Here is a 15,694-nt window from a genome sequence, read left to right as displayed (position 1 = left end):
GATCCTACACAACCCGGGGGTTTTAAAACACTCTTTTTTTTGCTTCGCTTCGCTCGCAATGACGAAACTAGGGATGCCAAGGGGATAATCGCCAAAGAAGGCCGGTGCTTCGACAAGCTCAGCACAAACGGAAGAGGGGGAAGCTCTTTGTGACTTCGTGGCTTCGTGCGAGTCCCGATTACCCCGCGTCGGCGAACCGCCGTTCTTTGGTCGCGGTGAAGCGGATCGCCGGGTGGCGCTGGGTCACATAGCCGACCTCCCACGCATCCTTCGCCATGAACACCGGCGCGCCGTCGCGGTCGGTGGCGCTGGCGCCGCGATGGTCGGCCTGGAACGCCTTCAGCGCCGCGGGATCGTCGCTCGCGATCCAGCGCGCCGTATCCCAGGGCGACGCCTCGAGCTTCGCCTCGACCTTATATTCGGCGTCGAGGCGGCTGATCAGCACCTCGAGCTGGAGCTGGCCGACGACGCCGACGATCATGTTCGCGCCGATCTCGGGATAGAAGACCTGGATGATCCCCTCCTCCGCCATGTCGTCGAGCGCTTTCCTGAGCTGCTTGGTCTTGGTCGGATCGACGAGCGCGACGCGGCGCAGCAGTTCGGGGGCGAAGTTCGGCAGGCCGGTGATGGTGATGTCGGTGCGCTCGGACAGGGTATCGCCGACGCGCAGCGTTCCATGGTTCGGGATGCCGATGATGTCGCCGGGAAAGGCCTCCTCGGCCATTTCGCGGTCCTGCGCGAGGAATAGCATCGGGCGGCTGATCGCGATCGCCTTGCCCGTCCCGCCCTGTGTCAAGCGCATCCCGCGCTCGAACTTGCCCGAGCAGAGCCGCATGAAGGCGATGCGGTCGCGGTGCGCGGGGTTCATGTTCGCCTGCACCTTGAAGACGAAGCCGGTCACCGCCTCATCGTCCGGCTGCACCGGCGCGGGCTCGGCGGGCTGCGGCTGCGGGCCGGGCGCGTGCGCCGCAAGCGCGTTCAAGAGGTCGACGACGCCGAATTCCTTGAGCGCCGAACCGAAATAGACCGGCGTCAGGTCGCCGCCCCGGTAGGCCGCGACGTCGAAGGGCGCGTAGCAGGCCGACGCAAGCTCGGTCTCTTCCTTGAGGTGCGCGAGCGCGTCGGGGCTGAGCTCGGCCGCCAGCGCCGCATCATCCAGCCCCGCGACGCCGACCCGCTTCCCCTCATACATGCGCGAGGCATCGCCGCCGGGCTTCATGATTGCGGGGTCGACGAGGTCGTAGATGCCCTCGAACTGCCCGCCCATGCCCGCGGGCCAGTTCATCGGGCAGACGTCGAGCGCGAGCCGGTCGGCGACCTCGTCGAGCAGCTCGAACGGCGGCAGGCCCTCGCGGTCGACCTTGTTGACGAAGGTGATGATCGGCACCGAGCGCAGGCGGCAGACCTCGAACAGCTTCAGCGTCTGCGGCTCGATGCCCTTGGCGGCGTCGATCACCATCACCGCGCTGTCGACCGCGGTCAGCGTGCGATAGGTGTCCTCGCTGAAATCCTCGTGCCCCGGCGTGTCGAGCAGGTTGAAGACGAGCCCCTGGTGCTCGAAAGTCATCACCGACGAGGTCACCGAAATGCCGCGCTGCTGCTCGATCTTCATCCAGTCGGAGCGCGCGCGCCGCGCCGCGCCGCGCGCCTTGACCTCGCCCGCCATATGGATCGCGCCGCCGGCGACGAGCAGCTTTTCGGTCAGCGTCGTCTTGCCCGCGTCGGGATGCGAGATGATGGCGAAGGTGCGGCGGTCGGGGTGGTTGCTGGACATGGCGCGGGCGCCTAGCAGGTGGCGGCAATTGTGGAAAGGGGCTGGCATCGGCGCCACGCCGGACGCATGGTCGGACGATGCGCACCTTGCTCATCGCCTTTGCCCTGCTCGCCTCCCCCGCCGCCGCGCAGGATTCGCCCTTCGTCGGCGAATATGCCATCGCCGAAGGCCCCGATGTCGGCGGCGGCCTGCTCATCCGCAATGACGGCCGCTTTCAATATGGGCTCGCCGCAGGAGCGCTCGACGAACGCGCCGAGGGGCGCTGGGAAGCGCGCGGCGACACGATCTGCCTGACCACCGAGCCCAAGCCGGTGCCGCCGGCAATGTCGAAGGGCACGCCCGGCGAGATCGACGGCGCGGTGCCGACCATCGCGGTCACCTGGCCCAACGGCCGGACCGTCGCGGGCGTCGATTTCACCATCGGCTTCGACAGCGGCGATCCGATCGACGGCTATACCCAATATGACGGCTGGACGATGCCCGACGAGGACACGCGCATCCCGCGCTGGGTCGAGGTGCGCGAGCCGATTTACGGCATCACCGCGCCGCGCTTCGTGCTGACCGATGCCGACGGCGGCAAGCTGCACGTGATCATCACGCCCAACGACATCGGCGTGGTCGATTTCGAAGGTGCCTGCGCCAAAAGGACCGAACGCGGCCTGACGCTGCACCGCGCAGAGGGGGAGATGCGGTTCGTGCGGCTGGGCGAGGATTAGACTGGCGGTCAGGGGGGAGCTTTGGAGTGGAGAGCTCCCCTTCCCCATCTTCGCCATCCCCGCGAAGGCGGGGACTCAAAGCGTGCGTCGGCTGACCCCACACTGGGTCCCCGCTTTCGCGGGGATGACAAAGTTAGGAGATACCGGACGTCCGCAGCCGCTCGGCAGCAGCCCAAATCCCATTATTCGCGCAGCAGGAATTTCTGCACCTTACCCGCCGCATTCATCGGTAGCGCATCCAATATCTTCACCCGGCGCGGGACTTTGTAGTTCGCCATATTGTCGCGGCACCAGGCGATGATCTCCCCCGCCGATGCTGCGGCACCGGGACGCAGAACGACATAGGCCATCGGCACTTCGCCGAGCCGCTCGTCGGGCACGCCGATCACCGCCGATTGCATCACCGCGGGGTGCGCGGCGAGCAGACCCTCGATCTCGGCCGGATAGGCGTTGAAGCCGCCGACGATGAAAATGTCCTTGGCGCGGTCGGTGATCTTCACATTGCCGCGCGCATCGCGTACCGCGATGTCGCCGGTGCGGAGCCAGCCTTCGGCGTCGATCGCCGCCGCGGTTGCCTCGGGATCGTTGAAATAGCCGCGCATGACATTGGGCCCGCGCACGAGCAGTTCGCCCGCTTCGCCCGGCGCGGCTTCCCTTCCCTCGCGATCGACGAGCCGGACCTCGATGCCGCCCAGCGGCCGCCCCGCGGTATTCGCCACGGTCGCGGCATCGTCGCCGGCGCTGCACATCGTCACGACGCCGCACGTCTCGGTCAGCCCATAGGCCGTGAGCACGACATCGATGCCGAGCTTGCCGCGCATCTCCTCGATCAGCGTCACCGGCACCGACGCGGCGCCGGTGATCGACACGCGGAGCGATGACAGATCATGGTCGCGCCAAGGGCCGGCGAGCAGGCTCTGGAAGATCGTCGGCGGTCCGGGCAGCAGCGTCACCCGTTCGGCCTCGATGCGGTTCAGAACCCGTTCGGTTTCGAACACCGCATGGGGCAGCACGGTGACGCCGTGCATCAGCCCGACGAGCCAACCGGCCTTGTAGCCGAAACTGTGGAAGAAGGGGTTGATGATCAGGAACACATCGCCAGGTCCATAGCCGAGTCCGCCGCCATAGGCGCGGTAGAGCCGGACATTCTGGCCGTGCGTGGTGACCGCGCCCTTGGGGTTGCCGGTCGTGCCCGAGGTGAAGAGGATGTCGCAGACATCGCTTTCGCCCAGCGCGGCCAGCCGTTCAGCGGCTGCGGCTTCGCCAGTCTCTTCGCCGCGGGCCAGGAACTCGCCCCAGGGCAAACCTTCCCCCTCGCCTTCCAGCAGAACGACTCCGGCGAGATCGGGCAGATCCTCGCCCGCGATCAGCGCCGGATAGTCGGTGCCGAGAAATTCGCCGACGGTGAGGAGCAGCTTCGCCCCGCTCGCCCGCAATATATAGCCTGCCTCACGGCCCTTGAGCCGGGTGTTGAGCGGAACGATCGCCGCGCCTGCCGCCTGCGCGCCGATCGCCGCGATGATCCATTCGACCGAATTGGGCGCCCAGATCGCGACACGGTCGCCGCGCGACACCCCCGCCGCGATGAAGGCCGCGGCGCTGCGCGCGACCAGTGACGGCAAATCGTCATAGGCCACCTCGCGCCCATCCTCGCCGCGGATCGCGATGCGGCCGGCGTGGGTCGCCGCGGCGTCGAGGATCATATGCGGGATCGTCATCTTCGGTTCGGACACGGCCATCGTCTCTCCGTTTGCGCGCGCGTCGCGCGCCTTTCCTATCCCCGTTCGGGTGGCGCGGCGCGCCGCGTGCCACAACCCCTATACGGGGGGCCCGGGCATCAATGTTGCCGCGCAAAGGAGGCAGCCTATAGAAGGAAAACGGCGGATCGGGGAACGGAGTCGGAATGCCCAGTTACAAGCCTGTTGCCGAAGTCGACGAGCTGGTGACGCTGATCTATCGCGGCCCGCTCGAGGATACGCCGTGGCAGAGCTTCCTCGAAGCCTTGAGCCGCCGGATGCAGCGCCAGAGCGCCGCGATCACGCTGCGGCTGAGCCGTCCGGGGATGCCGCCCTTCATCATCTGGGCCCCGCCGCTGCCGATCGCCGAGCAGGAAGCGCGCCGCATCCACCGCATCCACGCCGAACTCGGCGACCTCGACCCCTTGCGCAACGCGCTCGCGCGACCTGGCGACATCTATCGGCTAAGCGAGATCGTCTCGGCCGACGAATTGCACGGCAGCCGCTTCTATGCCGAGATATTGCGGCCCTATGGCATCGAATATCAGCTCGGCATGTACATCTCCGAACCCGGCGGGTGGGAAGGCAATGTCGGCCTGACCGACGGCCCCGGCGGCGAGGATTTCTCCGACGACGACAAGGCGATGCTGATCGCGCTGCGCCCGCACCTCGAACTGTCCCTCGCGCTTTTCGCGCGGCTGCGGCGCGAGGAGACCGAGGTGCAGGTGATGATCGATACGCTCGATCGGCTGACGCTGTGCACCTTCATTCTCGACGGCGCGGGGCGAATCCTGCGAAGCAACAGCGCGGGCCGCGCGCTGCTGCGGTCGAACAAGGGGCTGCGCGGCGCGGGCGGGCGGCTCGCGCTCGCCAGCCAGGCGGGCAATGCGCAACTCCAGAAGCTGATCGGCAGCGCGGTCGCGGCGCACCGGGACGGCGGCGGCTTCGCCGAGGGGCTGCGCGTCGAGGCCGATTTCGACCGGCATCTGGGGATTCTCGTCCGTTCGATCGAGGCGCGGTCGCATTATGGCAATGAAGCGGGACCGGCGGCGGTGGTCTATGTCTCGGGGCTCGACAACAGCCAGCCGCTGGAAGGGCTCGTCGCGCAGATTTTCGACCTGACACCGTCGGAGGCGCAGCTCGCGGCGCTGCTGGCATCGGGGCTCAGCCTGTCCGAAGCCGCCGAAAAGCTGGAATTCACCGAAAATACCGTGCGCAGCTATTGCAAGACGATCCTCAGCAAGACCGGCGTCGGCCGCCAGGCCGATCTCGTCCGGCTGATCCTGCGCAGCGTCGCGGTGCTGGGATGATATAAGCAGCTTTTTCCCTCGTCGTTGCGAGCAAAGCCTGTCTTCTAGTCCAATTGGCCGATGCGCCCCCGCGCGGCGACTCTAGCCTCATCCCGCCGCTCACAACCGGGCGCGGGACAGGAGCGCGCAAGACCATGGCGACCAACGCGGACACGATCGCCTTTCGCAACGCACTGGGTTCCTTCGCCACCGGGGTGACGATCGTCACCACGCGCGATGCGGCGGGGCGGGATTGCGGGCTGACCGCGAACAGCTTCAATTCGGTGTCGCTCGATCCGCCGATGGTGCTGTGGAGCCTCGCGCGCAGTTCGATGAGCATGGAGGCGTTCCGCGGCGCCGATCATTTCGCGGTCCATATCCTCGCCGCCGATCAGGAGCCGCTGTCGAACGGCTTCGCGAAACGCGGCGCCGACAAGTTCGCGGCGCTGACGCCCGAACGCGGCGCCGGCGGCGTGCCGCTGCTTCCGGGCTGCGCCGCGCGCTTCCAGTGCCGCACCGCCTATCAATATGAGGGCGGCGACCATATCATCTTCGTCGGCGAAGTGATCGCCTTCGACCATGACGACCGCGCGCCCTTGCTCTTTCACGGCGGCCGCTATGCGCTCGCGGCGCGCAAGGCCGCGGCGCTGACCGCGAGCGAGGCCGCCGACGCGGAGGCGCCGGGCAGCTTCGGCGAGGATTTTCTCGGCTACCTCCTCGGCCGCGCGCATTTTCAGCTTTACGGGCGGATGCAGGATAGCCTCGTCCAGCATGGGCTCGACGCCGCGGATCATTTCATCGTCACCATCCTGGGCATCCGCGACGGACGCACCGCCGAGGAGGTCGGCGAGATGATCGGCTTCACCGGCGCGCGCATCACCCCGCAGCAAGTCGCCTCACTCGCCGCGCGCGGTCTCATCCGCCCGGACGCGGCGAGCGGGCGGCTGTGGCTGACCGACACCGGGCGCCGGGTGATGATCGAACTCGCGGCTGCCGCCAAAGCGGCCGAAGAAGAGGCGCTCGGCGCCTTCGACGACAATGAAACGGCGCTGCTCAAGCATCTGCTCAAGCATGTCATCCGCCACACCGACCCCGGCCTGCCCGACCCCTGGGCGTCGGCCGGCGAAATCTGAACCACGGGAGATCATCATGCCGGACCTCGACGACAAAGCCTGTGCGAACCCCGACGCGGTCGTCAGGTCCGAGCGCGTCGAGATCGCCGCGCCCGCCGCGCTCGTCTGGGCGATATTGGTCGACCTGCCGCGTTACGGCGAATGGAACCCCTTCTGTATCGCTGCCGAATCGACGCTCGAGATGGGCGCGCCGGTGCATATGACGCTGAAAAGCTATACCGAGCCCGACGCGACCTTTCCCAACTGCGAATATGTCTGCGCCTTCGAGCCCGGACGGCTGCTATCGTGGGCGCTGCCGCACGACGACGCCTGGCCTTACCCCGCGCGACGCGACCAGATTATCGAGGCATTGGGCGAGGAGGCCTGCGCCTATCATTCGACCGACGCCTTTCTGGGGCCGAACGGCATCCATGTGATGCGCTTCGCGGGCCCATGGGTGAAGCGCGCCTTCGACGACACCGCTCGTGCGCTGAAGGCGCGGGCCGAGGCAATGCACGCCGGGTCCTGATCCGGCTTGCCGCCGTGCGGCATTCGGCGCCTCCTGCCGAGAAATGGCCGCTTCTGTCCCAAAGCAAACATCGGCGGCGCCTTTGCGAATGCCGATGGCCAAAGAAAAAGCCGGATGCCAATCGCTTGGCATCCGGCTTTCCCATTTTACCCGAAACGGATCAGGTCAGAATTTGAACCCGACCTCGATGCCATAGCTGCGCGGATCGCCGTACATGACGCCGGCGAAACCCAGCGAGCCGAAGTCGATGCCCGAAAGCATATAATCTTCCTTGGTCAGGTTCCGGCCCCACACAGCGATCGAGGCCTTCGCGCCGCCGACATCGATGTCGGAGATCGACAGGCGCGCGTTGAGCAACCCGACCCCGCCGTCGGCGATCGCCTCGTTGAACGGATTGACCGGGTGCCAATAGATCTTGCTGCGATAGCTCCAGTCGGCCCGCGCGGTCAAATTGCCGAAACTGCCGAGCGCCGTCTCATATTGCGCGCCGATGTTCGCGGTCGTCGCCGCCGAATATTGGAATTTCGCGACCTTCGAGATGTCGCTGGTAACCCCGGTCAACGGATCGACGAAAAGGAACTTCTTATATTTGCGGTCGGTGTAGCCGAACGAGCCGTCGACGGTGAAGCCGTCGAAGATGCGCGCCTGAAGCTCGGCCTCGATGCCCGTATAGGTCGCCTTCGCGGCATTGACCGTGGTGCTCGACGCGCCGCCGGTGCCGGCGAGGAATTGCTGCACCTGCAGATCGTCATATGTGGCGCGGAAAGCCGCAACGTTGAAGCGGACGCGGCGATCGAACAGCTCGCTCTTGAACCCGATCTCATAGGAGGTCAGATCCTCGGGATCGAAGCCGTTGTTGTCCGCCGCACGCGCGTTGAAGCCGCCCGCCTTGTAGCCCGTGCTCGCACGGACATAGGTCATGATGTCGTCGCTCCAGTCGTACGAGATGTTCGCCAGCCAGTTGAGCCGGTTGAACTTGCGCGTCAGATCGCGCGGCGCCGGCGGCACGGGCGCCGACTGGATCAGATGCTTCTTGTCCTCGGTATAGCGCAAGCCGCCGGTGATGCTCAGCCGGCTGTCGAGCGCGGCCGGTTTCCAGGTGAGCTGAGTGAACGCCGCCATCGAGCGCGAGATATGGCGATAGGACAGCAGCGTATCGAGATTGACGCCGAAGCTGTTCAGGTCGAAGCCCGGCGCGATCGGGATCGGCACCGGCGACGGGAGAACCAGCGTGAAGCCCTGCGGATTGTCCTCGGTCGCGCGCTCGCGGAAATAATAGGCGCCGAGGACATAGTCGAACTCGTCACCGATCGAACCGATCAGGTTGAATTCCTGCGAGAACTGCTTCTGGTGCCGTTCGTTGCTGGTGTGGAACAGGTCGATCGGACCGACGCCTTCGGGAATGAAGGGATAGGGCGGCGCAAGCACCGCCGGATTGACGAGAAAGCCGAGCAGCCCGCCGTTGCCGTCGAGGTCCGAACTGTCGCTGACATTGTCCCACTTGCGATAGCCGGTGATCGAACGCAGCGTCGCGTCGCCGATTTCCCAGTTGATCGTCAGTGCATGGCCCTGCACCCGGTCGTGGGCATTGCCGTCATTGTCGAGGCGGACCTGCGACAGGCGGTCCTGCGAAACCTGCGGCACCGCGCCGCCGAACGCCGGAGAGGCGTTCAGATAATCGAGGATATCCTGGCGAATCGCGCGCAGCTGAAAGGCGTTGGCGCGGCCATTGCGGTCGCTCGAATCGAAGACATAATCGACGGTGAAGCCGGTGCCCTTGTCGAAACGCACCGCGGCGCGCACCGCGTCGGTATTGCGCGCGCCGGGATCGCGCTTGTCGGACGGTTCGAGCAGATTATCGACCGTTCCGTCGCGCTGGCTGTGATAATAGCCGAGCTTCAGCGCGAGCCCGGTGTCGCCGAGTTCGCCGGTGTCGAGCAGCGCCTTCACCATATATTCGTCGAACTTGCCATAGCCGACCTGCAGCTTGCCTCCGAACTCCTTCGACGGCTTGGCCGAAATGAGGTTGACCGCGCCGCCGGTGGTGTTGCGGCCGTAAAGCGTGCCCTGCGGACCGCGCAGCACCTCGACGCGTTCGAGATCCATCATGTCGAACAGCGCCCCCGCCGAACGGCCGACGATGACGCCATCGACATAAAGGCCGACGGCCGGATCGGCGGTCAGGATCGGGTCGTTGTCGACGATGCCGCGGATCGAAATCGAGGGATTGGCGGTCGCCGAGGGGGTTTCGGTGATGATCAGATTGGGCGCCGCGCTGCCCAGCGCCGCAACGTTGGTGATGCCGCGCTGCTCGATCGCCTCGGCATTGATCGCGCTGATCGCGAGCGGCGTATCCTGGAGGCTTTCAGCGCGCTTCTGCGCGGTCACGATGATTTCGCTGAGCCCCTGGGATGCGCTGTCCTCGGCCGGCGCGGCAGCCTGTTGTGCGTGCGCGGCGCTCGCCATCCAGGGCGCGATCAGCGCGACGGCGGCCAACTGGGCGCGAAGATTTGTGCGGTGATTCATCAGTCCCATCCCTCTTTCAGTCAATTGCGGCGTATGATGCGCAATTTATCGGTCAGATATCACGACATGCGTAACATATGCAATATATAACTACGCAAGAGGGCAATGACCTACCCCCTTTTGGTGGTAGGTGCGCGAACGAAAAAGGGGCGGCAAAGCCGCCCCAAGCCGCCGCGGGAATCCGCGCATGCCAAGTCGTTCAAATTCCCGGCTGTTCTTTCGGGATATGGACCTTCAGCCCGTCGAGAGCCTCGGTGATATGGATCTGGCAGCTCAGCCGGCTGGTCGGTCTGACCTCGACGACATCGGCGAGCGCGTCCAGCATCTCGGCCTCGTCGTCGCCCGGCGGGCCGACCCGCGCCGCCCAGGCGTCGTCGACATAGACATGGCAGGTCGCGCACTGGCGCACCCCGCCGCACAGCGCATCGATCCCGTCGACGAGATTGCCGATTGCGAGGTGCATCACCGCCATGCCCTCGAAATTGGTGCAGGTCTTCTCGCTGCCGTCGGGCTGAACATAAGTGACGCGCGCCATCAGTTCGCGCCCTTCGCGTGCATCGGGCATCCCGCTGCCGCGGCGAGGTCCGCGACATCGGCGGCCGGCCGCCCCGGAATCGCGCGGCGGCGATAGCGCACGCGGCACGGCTGTTCGGGCCAATAGGTGCCCGCGCCGGCGATCGGACGCGGCTCGTCGATCAGTTCCATCTCGTAGCGCTGGAGCAGGATGGCGATCACTACCTTCATCTCCATCCGCGCGAAATTGACCCCCGCACAGCGATGCATCCCGCCGCCGAAGCCGATCAGGCTATTCGATTCGACCCTGGTATCGGCGCGTTCGGTATCGAAGCGCTCGGGGTCGTAATCGTCGGGCCGCTCGAATATCTCGGTCATCCGATGGCTGACCGATGGGGCGAGCAGCACCCAGTCGTCCTTGCGGATCCGATAGCCTTCGCGCTCGAAATCGCTCGCCGCCTTGCGGATCATCGTGAAGGCGACGGGGTGCAGCCGCTCGGTCTCGCGCAGCGCAAGGTCCATCTTCTGCATCGCGATCGCTTGTTCCCAGCCGAGCTCGGCGCCGGTCCCGGACCCGATAAGGCGGCCGATCTCCTCGCGCAGCACGGCCTGATAGCCGGGGTTCTGGAGAACGTCGATCAGCGCCCAGCTCACCTGCCCCGCGGTCGTCTCGTGCCCCGCCCAGACGAGCAGCAGGATCATGTGGATGATCAGTTCGTCGGGGATCGGGCTGCCGTCGGGATAGGTCGAGGCGACGATATCCTGAAAGAAATCGGCGGGCTCCACCGGATGGGCGCGGCGCTGCGCAATCCATTGGCCGAGGATGCGGTGGAGCTTTTTCTTCGCGGCCTGGCTGCGGCGCATCTTCTTCGTCGGCAGCCATAAAGGCAGGACGAATTCCATGCCGCCCGAAAAGTCGCGGAACAGGTCGAAGAATGCGTGCCCCAGCTTTTCCTTGAAATCGCGGCCCATGAAGGCATGCGCGGCGATGTCCATCACCACCGGGCCGAGCGTCGGGATCAGGTCGAACTCGCCGCTGTCGCCGAGCCGGTCGCACAGCGCCAGCGCCTCCTCGGCCATCACCGGCACATAATTCTTCATCGCCGACGCCTTGAAGCGCGGCATGATCACCGCGCGTTGGCGCAGATATTCCTCCATCTCCGCGAAGGAATAGAAATCGGGCGAAAACATCTTGTGAAAGAAGGGCATCGATTCGCGGATCGACAGCAGCTTGTCGGTTTCCTGAAAGACGAAGCGGTTGTTGTCGGGGCCGAGCAGCACGACCATCTTCCGCCCGCCCATGCGGAAGGAATAGATCGAGCCGTGATCCCGATAGCCCTTGCGCAGCAGAGCCACGGGGTCTTTGAAAAAATCGGTCAGATGGCCGAGGAACGGCTTGCCGCCGCCCATCGCGGGCGGGTTCATCGCGATTGCCGACATGATAATCTCCCTCTTCACGCCGTCTTCGCGGCCGGATGAGGGGTTATCGCGCGGCGATCGCGCTCTACCGAGTGCGTCGCATCATTGTATCGGATTTCAATCCCTGGAGGATCGTCCGGCGCGCCTTCCAGCCCCCAGCGTTCCCGAACCGACGTCGCGCGCGACCATCGGCAGCGGAATCGGGGTCGAGGCGATCAGCAGGCCGACGTTGGTCTTGACCGCGGGCGGCAGCGGCGCATCGCGCGCGATCAGGTCGCGCACCTCGCGGAACAGGCTCGCCAGCCGCCGTTCGAGCAGCGCCCGCGACGCATCCGAAAGCTCGCCGATCTCGAACTCCCAGATCGATCCGGGCGCCGAGAAATCATATTGCAGAAACTCCTCCTTCACCCGCCGGTCGAAGAAGCGCCGCATCGGCCCGCCGCGCCGCCAGCCGATGCTGCGCGCGGTCATCAGCCGGATCGCGTTGCCGGGGAGCAACTGGATCAGCCCGATCCGCTCGAGCTTGAGCAAGGCAGGGATAAGCTGCGTCTGATCGATGCCATAATCGGCCTCGATCCGCCCGACCGTCCAGCCGCCGAGCACGAGGTGGAAACAGAAGAGCGCGAGCGGTTCGTCGACCAGCGCCTGCTTCTGTGCGTCGGTCAGCGTCGTCGGCATCGCGGGCCGCATCTCGTCGGCCATCCGCGCGAGCGCGAGGAAATCGACCCCGGCCAGCTCGCAAATCTCGTCGATCCGCGCGAGCGTGAAGCTGCGCTGCGCGAAGGTGCGCCGCACGCTGGCGTGACTGATGCCGAGCGCCGCGGCGACATCGGCATAGGTCATCCCGCGCTCCTTCAGCACGCGTTTCAACGCATCGACCAGATAGACGCTCTGCGTGTGCATGGGCTCGGACGCCGTCATCGGGCGTTTATCGCCCTAAAGGACCGAGGTCTCAAGCGCACAGAAACTGTGGCAAAGTCGTGCGTCGACGATGCGTTCGGGGCATTCGGGGTCGAACCAGCGGTCGATCCGCGCCCAATGATAGGGGTGCAGCATATAGGGGCCGCGCAGCCCCTCCACGCCCGCATATTCCTGTTCCCAGACATGCGTCCAGCGCCGTTCGCCGACCGCCCTGTCGGCCTGGCTGAGCTGCCAGTTGCGGATCGCGGGGATGTAATGCGGCATCATCCGCGTTTCGGCCTCGAACCGCGCGATCGTTTCGGCATCGCAACCTTCGTCAATGCTGAGCAGCAACACGCGGTAGACGCCGCTCGCAAGGTCGGGATCGTGCTTGCCGTCGGGCGAGCCCTGATAGTCGACACCGTCGACCGAAGCGATCGCGGACCCGGCGAGCAGCGGGGACAAGGCCGCGCCGAAAGCGTCGCGCTCCGCCGCGCCGTCGAACGCGCAATGCACGAGGAGATCGCCGCCGAAATGGCTGCCGGGCAGGGTCGGCGCGACAAGGCTGCGATAGGCCATGTGGCTGGTCGCAAGCGCGCATACCGCTTCCGCGAGCGGCTCCAGCCCCGCGGGATCGGCGAGGGTGACGAGGCGGGTCAGCTTAAACATGGCACAGCCCCTCGATATCGACGGGCTCGGCGGCGAAGAAGCGGCGGCGGCTGACCGCGCGCGCATCGGCCTCGGCCCACCAGGCGATGACTTCGGGATCGTTGCCGCCGACGAAGCGCATCTGCCACCAGCCGCCGGTGTCGGCGATCGACCAGCGGAAGCTCAGCGTGTTCGACTGGTCGTCGAGCCACATCGGCGGGCTGACCAGCACCTGTTCCAGCACCATGCCGCGCGCCCGCGCGCCGGGCGCATAGCGTGCGAGATAGTCGTCCAGCAGCGCCTTGCCCTCGCCCGGCTTGGCGACGATCTCGTCGATCGCCTGAATGATCCGCCGTTCACCAGTCGCCATGACCGGCCACCTCCAGAATGATCTTGCCGCGGACATGCTGCGCCTCGACGCGGCGATGCGCCGCGGCCGCTTCGCCGAGCGGCATCGTCTCGATTGCGGGCGGCGTCACCTGCCCGGCGCCGCAAAGCGCCGCGAGCCCTTTCAGATGCTCGGGCAGCCGCGCGACCGCGACCATGTTCGACAATATGGCGATGTCCCGCGCCGCAGCGCTTGCAACCAGATCGTCGGCGGCGCGCGAAATCAGCGTCTCGATCTCGACATAGCGCCCGCCCGGCGCGACGATATCGAGCACCGACGGAAGCAGCGTGTCGAGCCCGACCGCGTCGAGCACCAGATCGACGCCGTCCGGCGCCCATTTGCGCACCGCCGCCACGACGTCGCCATCCCGATAGTCGATCGCGAGTTCGGCGCCGAGACCGCGGACATAGGCCTGATTGTCGGCACCGCAGGTCACCGCAACACGCGCGCCCAGCGCTTTCGCGACCTGGATGCCGATGCTGCCGACCCCGCCCGCGCCGCCGTTGATCAGCAATTGCTGCCCCTCGCGCAACGCTCCGGCATCGACGATCCCGCCATAGGCGGTCGTCCCAGCGACGGGCAGCGCCGCTGCCTGCGCGAAGCTCCACCCGGACGGCAACGGCGCGAGGAAAGCGGCGTCGGCAAGGCAATATTCGGCGTAGGAACCATCGAGCCCCTGCCCCTGCCGCGACATGCCGAACACCCGGTCGCCGGGCCGGAAGGCGTCGACGCCATCGCCCGCCGCCTCGACCACGCCCGCGAGATCGAAGCCGAGCACGAACGGGAAATGATAGTCGATATAGGCGGAGAGCTTGCCCTCGCGTGTCTTCCAGTCGGCGGGGTTGACCCCGGCGCAGGCGACGCGCACCAGCACCTCGCCCGGCCCCGACTCCGGTGTCGGCAAGTCGCCCCAATGCAGCACATCGGCATCGCCGAAGCCTTCGATGATCATCGCTCGCATCGCGTCTCTCCCTATTCCGCCGCCTGCGCCTTGAAATGCGGGATCACATGCGTGCCGATGTTGCGGATCGTTTCCATGATCGCCTCGTGCGGGACCGCACCCATCTGGAACAGGAAGAGGATTTCGTCGGCCCCCGCGTCGAACAATCGCTGGACATAGCGGATGCAATCCTCCGCGGTGCCATAGGCGTCCTGCACCTCCTCATAGGCGCCGGTATGCTCGGAGCCGATCGTGATCTTCTCCTCGGACAGATAGGCGACCACCGCCGCCTTCTCCTGTTGCAGGATCGCCGCTTGCTCGTCGCCCGACAGATCCTCGACGGTCGGCTTGGGTCCGCCCTGATACCAATAGCCGAGCGATTCGACGAAGAAGCGCTGGCCGCGCAGGCCGATACGCCGCGCCTTCTCACGATCGTCCAGCACCAGCGCGGGGCAGAGCGCGGCGAGATGCTCGGTCGGCCGGAAACCGACCTGATCCTCGGCCTTGCGGTTCGCCCAGGCGGCGCGATAGATCGCATTCTTGCTGGCGATATCGTCGGGTCCGGCGAAGCCCAGCACCAGCGCGCCGATCCCGCGCGCGCCCGCGGTGGTCAGCGCGTCGGCGCGCGTGCACGCCATGTAGAGCGGCGGGTGCGGGTCCTGAAAGGGCTTGGGATGGATCGGGCGGCGCGGGATCCGGATATATTCGCCGTCGTGCTCGATCTCGTCCTCGACCATGATCTTCGGGATCAGATACATGCTCTCGTCGATCATCGGCTGCAGCGCGGCGAGATCATAGCCGAAGGTGCCCGCCTCCTGCTGTGTGCCGCCCTTACCCATGCCGAAATGGACGCGGCCGTTCGACAGGATGTCGAGCGTCGCGATCCGCTCGGCGACCTTGACCGGATGGTTCATCGCGGGCGGCAGGCAGACGACGCCGTGGCCGATGCCGAGCCGCGTCGTCTTGCCGGCGAGGAAGGCGAGGAAGGTCTCGGGCGCCGACATATGCGCATATTGGGTGAGCGCGGTATGCTCGACCGCCCAGACGGTATCGAAGCCCATCTCCTCGGCGAGCACCGCCTGCTCGACGATCTCGTGGAAACAGCGTGCTTCGTTTTCGCGCGACGTGTCCACCATCTGCGCTTCGTAAATGATCGAGAATTTCATGCCCTGCGATCCTCTCACCGTCTTTTCGAGCGAGCATA

The 15,694-nt window shown here is 66.1% G+C and carries 14 protein-coding genes; 4 read left to right on the top strand and 10 right to left on the bottom strand.

The features are described 5' to 3' along the window. Positions 1 to 178: 178 nt before the first annotated feature. Complete coding sequence (locus OJI97_RS14525) at positions 179 to 1,774, bottom strand: peptide chain release factor 3 (protein ID WP_297664621.1); 1,596 nt, start codon at positions 1,772 to 1,774, stop codon at positions 179 to 181. Between the two features lie 77 nt (positions 1,775 to 1,851). Here OJI97_RS14525 and OJI97_RS14520 point away from each other — a divergent pair, with 77 nt between their 5' ends. Continuing rightward, the gene (locus tag OJI97_RS14520) at positions 1,852 to 2,490 is read left to right on the top strand and encodes a hypothetical protein (RefSeq protein WP_297664619.1); all 639 of its coding nucleotides are present in this window, start codon (positions 1,852 to 1,854) and stop codon (positions 2,488 to 2,490) included. A gap of 182 nt (positions 2,491 to 2,672) precedes the next feature. Here OJI97_RS14520 and OJI97_RS14515 read toward each other — a convergent pair whose 3' ends face one another. Next, positions 2,673 to 4,229, bottom strand: a complete 1,557-nt coding sequence (locus OJI97_RS14515) for a FadD3 family acyl-CoA ligase (RefSeq protein ID WP_297664618.1) — start codon at positions 4,227 to 4,229, stop codon at positions 2,673 to 2,675. A gap of 164 nt (positions 4,230 to 4,393) precedes the next feature. Between OJI97_RS14515 and OJI97_RS14510 the strand changes: the two genes are divergently transcribed. From OJI97_RS14510 to OJI97_RS14500, 3 genes are all read left to right on the top strand, one after another. Continuing rightward, positions 4,394 to 5,536 carry a helix-turn-helix transcriptional regulator gene (locus OJI97_RS14510; RefSeq protein WP_297664615.1) on the top strand — a complete coding sequence of 381 codons (1,143 nt, stop codon included), beginning with the start codon at positions 4,394 to 4,396 and terminating at the stop codon, positions 5,534 to 5,536. Between the two features lie 134 nt (positions 5,537 to 5,670). After that, the gene (locus tag OJI97_RS14505) at positions 5,671 to 6,648 is read left to right on the top strand and encodes a flavin reductase (RefSeq protein ID WP_297664614.1); all 978 of its coding nucleotides are present in this window, start codon (positions 5,671 to 5,673) and stop codon (positions 6,646 to 6,648) included. 16 nt (positions 6,649 to 6,664) lie between these two features. Continuing rightward, entirely contained in the window at positions 6,665 to 7,156 is a 492-nt protein-coding gene (locus OJI97_RS14500) for an SRPBCC domain-containing protein (protein ID WP_297664613.1), read from the top strand. A gap of 165 nt (positions 7,157 to 7,321) precedes the next feature. Here OJI97_RS14500 and OJI97_RS14495 read toward each other — a convergent pair whose 3' ends face one another. From OJI97_RS14495 to OJI97_RS14460, 8 genes are all read right to left on the bottom strand, one after another. After that, positions 7,322 to 9,682 (bottom strand): TonB-dependent receptor, encoded by a 2,361-nt coding sequence (locus OJI97_RS14495; RefSeq protein ID WP_297664612.1) that lies wholly within the window; start codon positions 9,680 to 9,682, stop codon positions 7,322 to 7,324. 199 nt (positions 9,683 to 9,881) lie between these two features. Continuing rightward, complete coding sequence (locus OJI97_RS14490; RefSeq protein WP_367184769.1) at positions 9,882 to 10,247, bottom strand: 2Fe-2S iron-sulfur cluster-binding protein; 366 nt, start codon at positions 10,245 to 10,247, stop codon at positions 9,882 to 9,884. Continuing rightward, on the bottom strand, positions 10,217 to 11,635 hold the full coding sequence (locus OJI97_RS14485) for a cytochrome P450 (RefSeq protein ID WP_297664610.1): 1,419 nt from the start codon (positions 11,633 to 11,635) through the stop codon (positions 10,217 to 10,219). Before OJI97_RS14485 ends, OJI97_RS14490 begins: the two co-directional genes overlap by 31 nt. A 96-nt stretch (positions 11,636 to 11,731) precedes the next feature. Next, positions 11,732 to 12,535 carry a helix-turn-helix transcriptional regulator gene (locus tag OJI97_RS14480; protein ID WP_297664608.1) on the bottom strand — a complete coding sequence of 268 codons (804 nt, stop codon included), beginning with the start codon at positions 12,533 to 12,535 and terminating at the stop codon, positions 11,732 to 11,734. A 15-nt stretch (positions 12,536 to 12,550) separates the two neighbouring features. Further along, on the bottom strand, positions 12,551 to 13,183 hold the full coding sequence (locus tag OJI97_RS14475; protein ID WP_297664606.1) for a Dabb family protein: 633 nt from the start codon (positions 13,181 to 13,183) through the stop codon (positions 12,551 to 12,553). Continuing rightward, a complete protein-coding gene (locus tag OJI97_RS14470) occupies positions 13,176 to 13,532 on the bottom strand; it encodes a hypothetical protein (protein ID WP_297664604.1) in 357 nt (118 codons plus the stop codon). Before OJI97_RS14470 ends, OJI97_RS14475 begins: the two co-directional genes overlap by 8 nt. Then, positions 13,519 to 14,511: an NADP-dependent oxidoreductase gene (locus tag OJI97_RS14465; protein ID WP_297664602.1), complete on the bottom strand. Its 993-nt coding sequence runs from the start codon at positions 14,509 to 14,511 to the stop codon at positions 13,519 to 13,521. Before OJI97_RS14465 ends, OJI97_RS14470 begins: the two co-directional genes overlap by 14 nt. Before the next feature lie 11 nt (positions 14,512 to 14,522). Next, complete coding sequence (locus OJI97_RS14460; protein ID WP_297664600.1) at positions 14,523 to 15,656, bottom strand: LLM class flavin-dependent oxidoreductase; 1,134 nt, start codon at positions 15,654 to 15,656, stop codon at positions 14,523 to 14,525. Positions 15,657 to 15,694: the final 38 nt, after the last annotated feature.

This window comes from Sphingopyxis sp. (assembly GCF_025869345.1).
Lineage (GTDB): Bacteria > Pseudomonadota > Alphaproteobacteria > Sphingomonadales > Sphingomonadaceae > Sphingopyxis.
The sequence above is the reverse complement of the archived record's forward strand: the minus strand, read 5'-3'. Positions and strand labels throughout refer to the sequence as shown.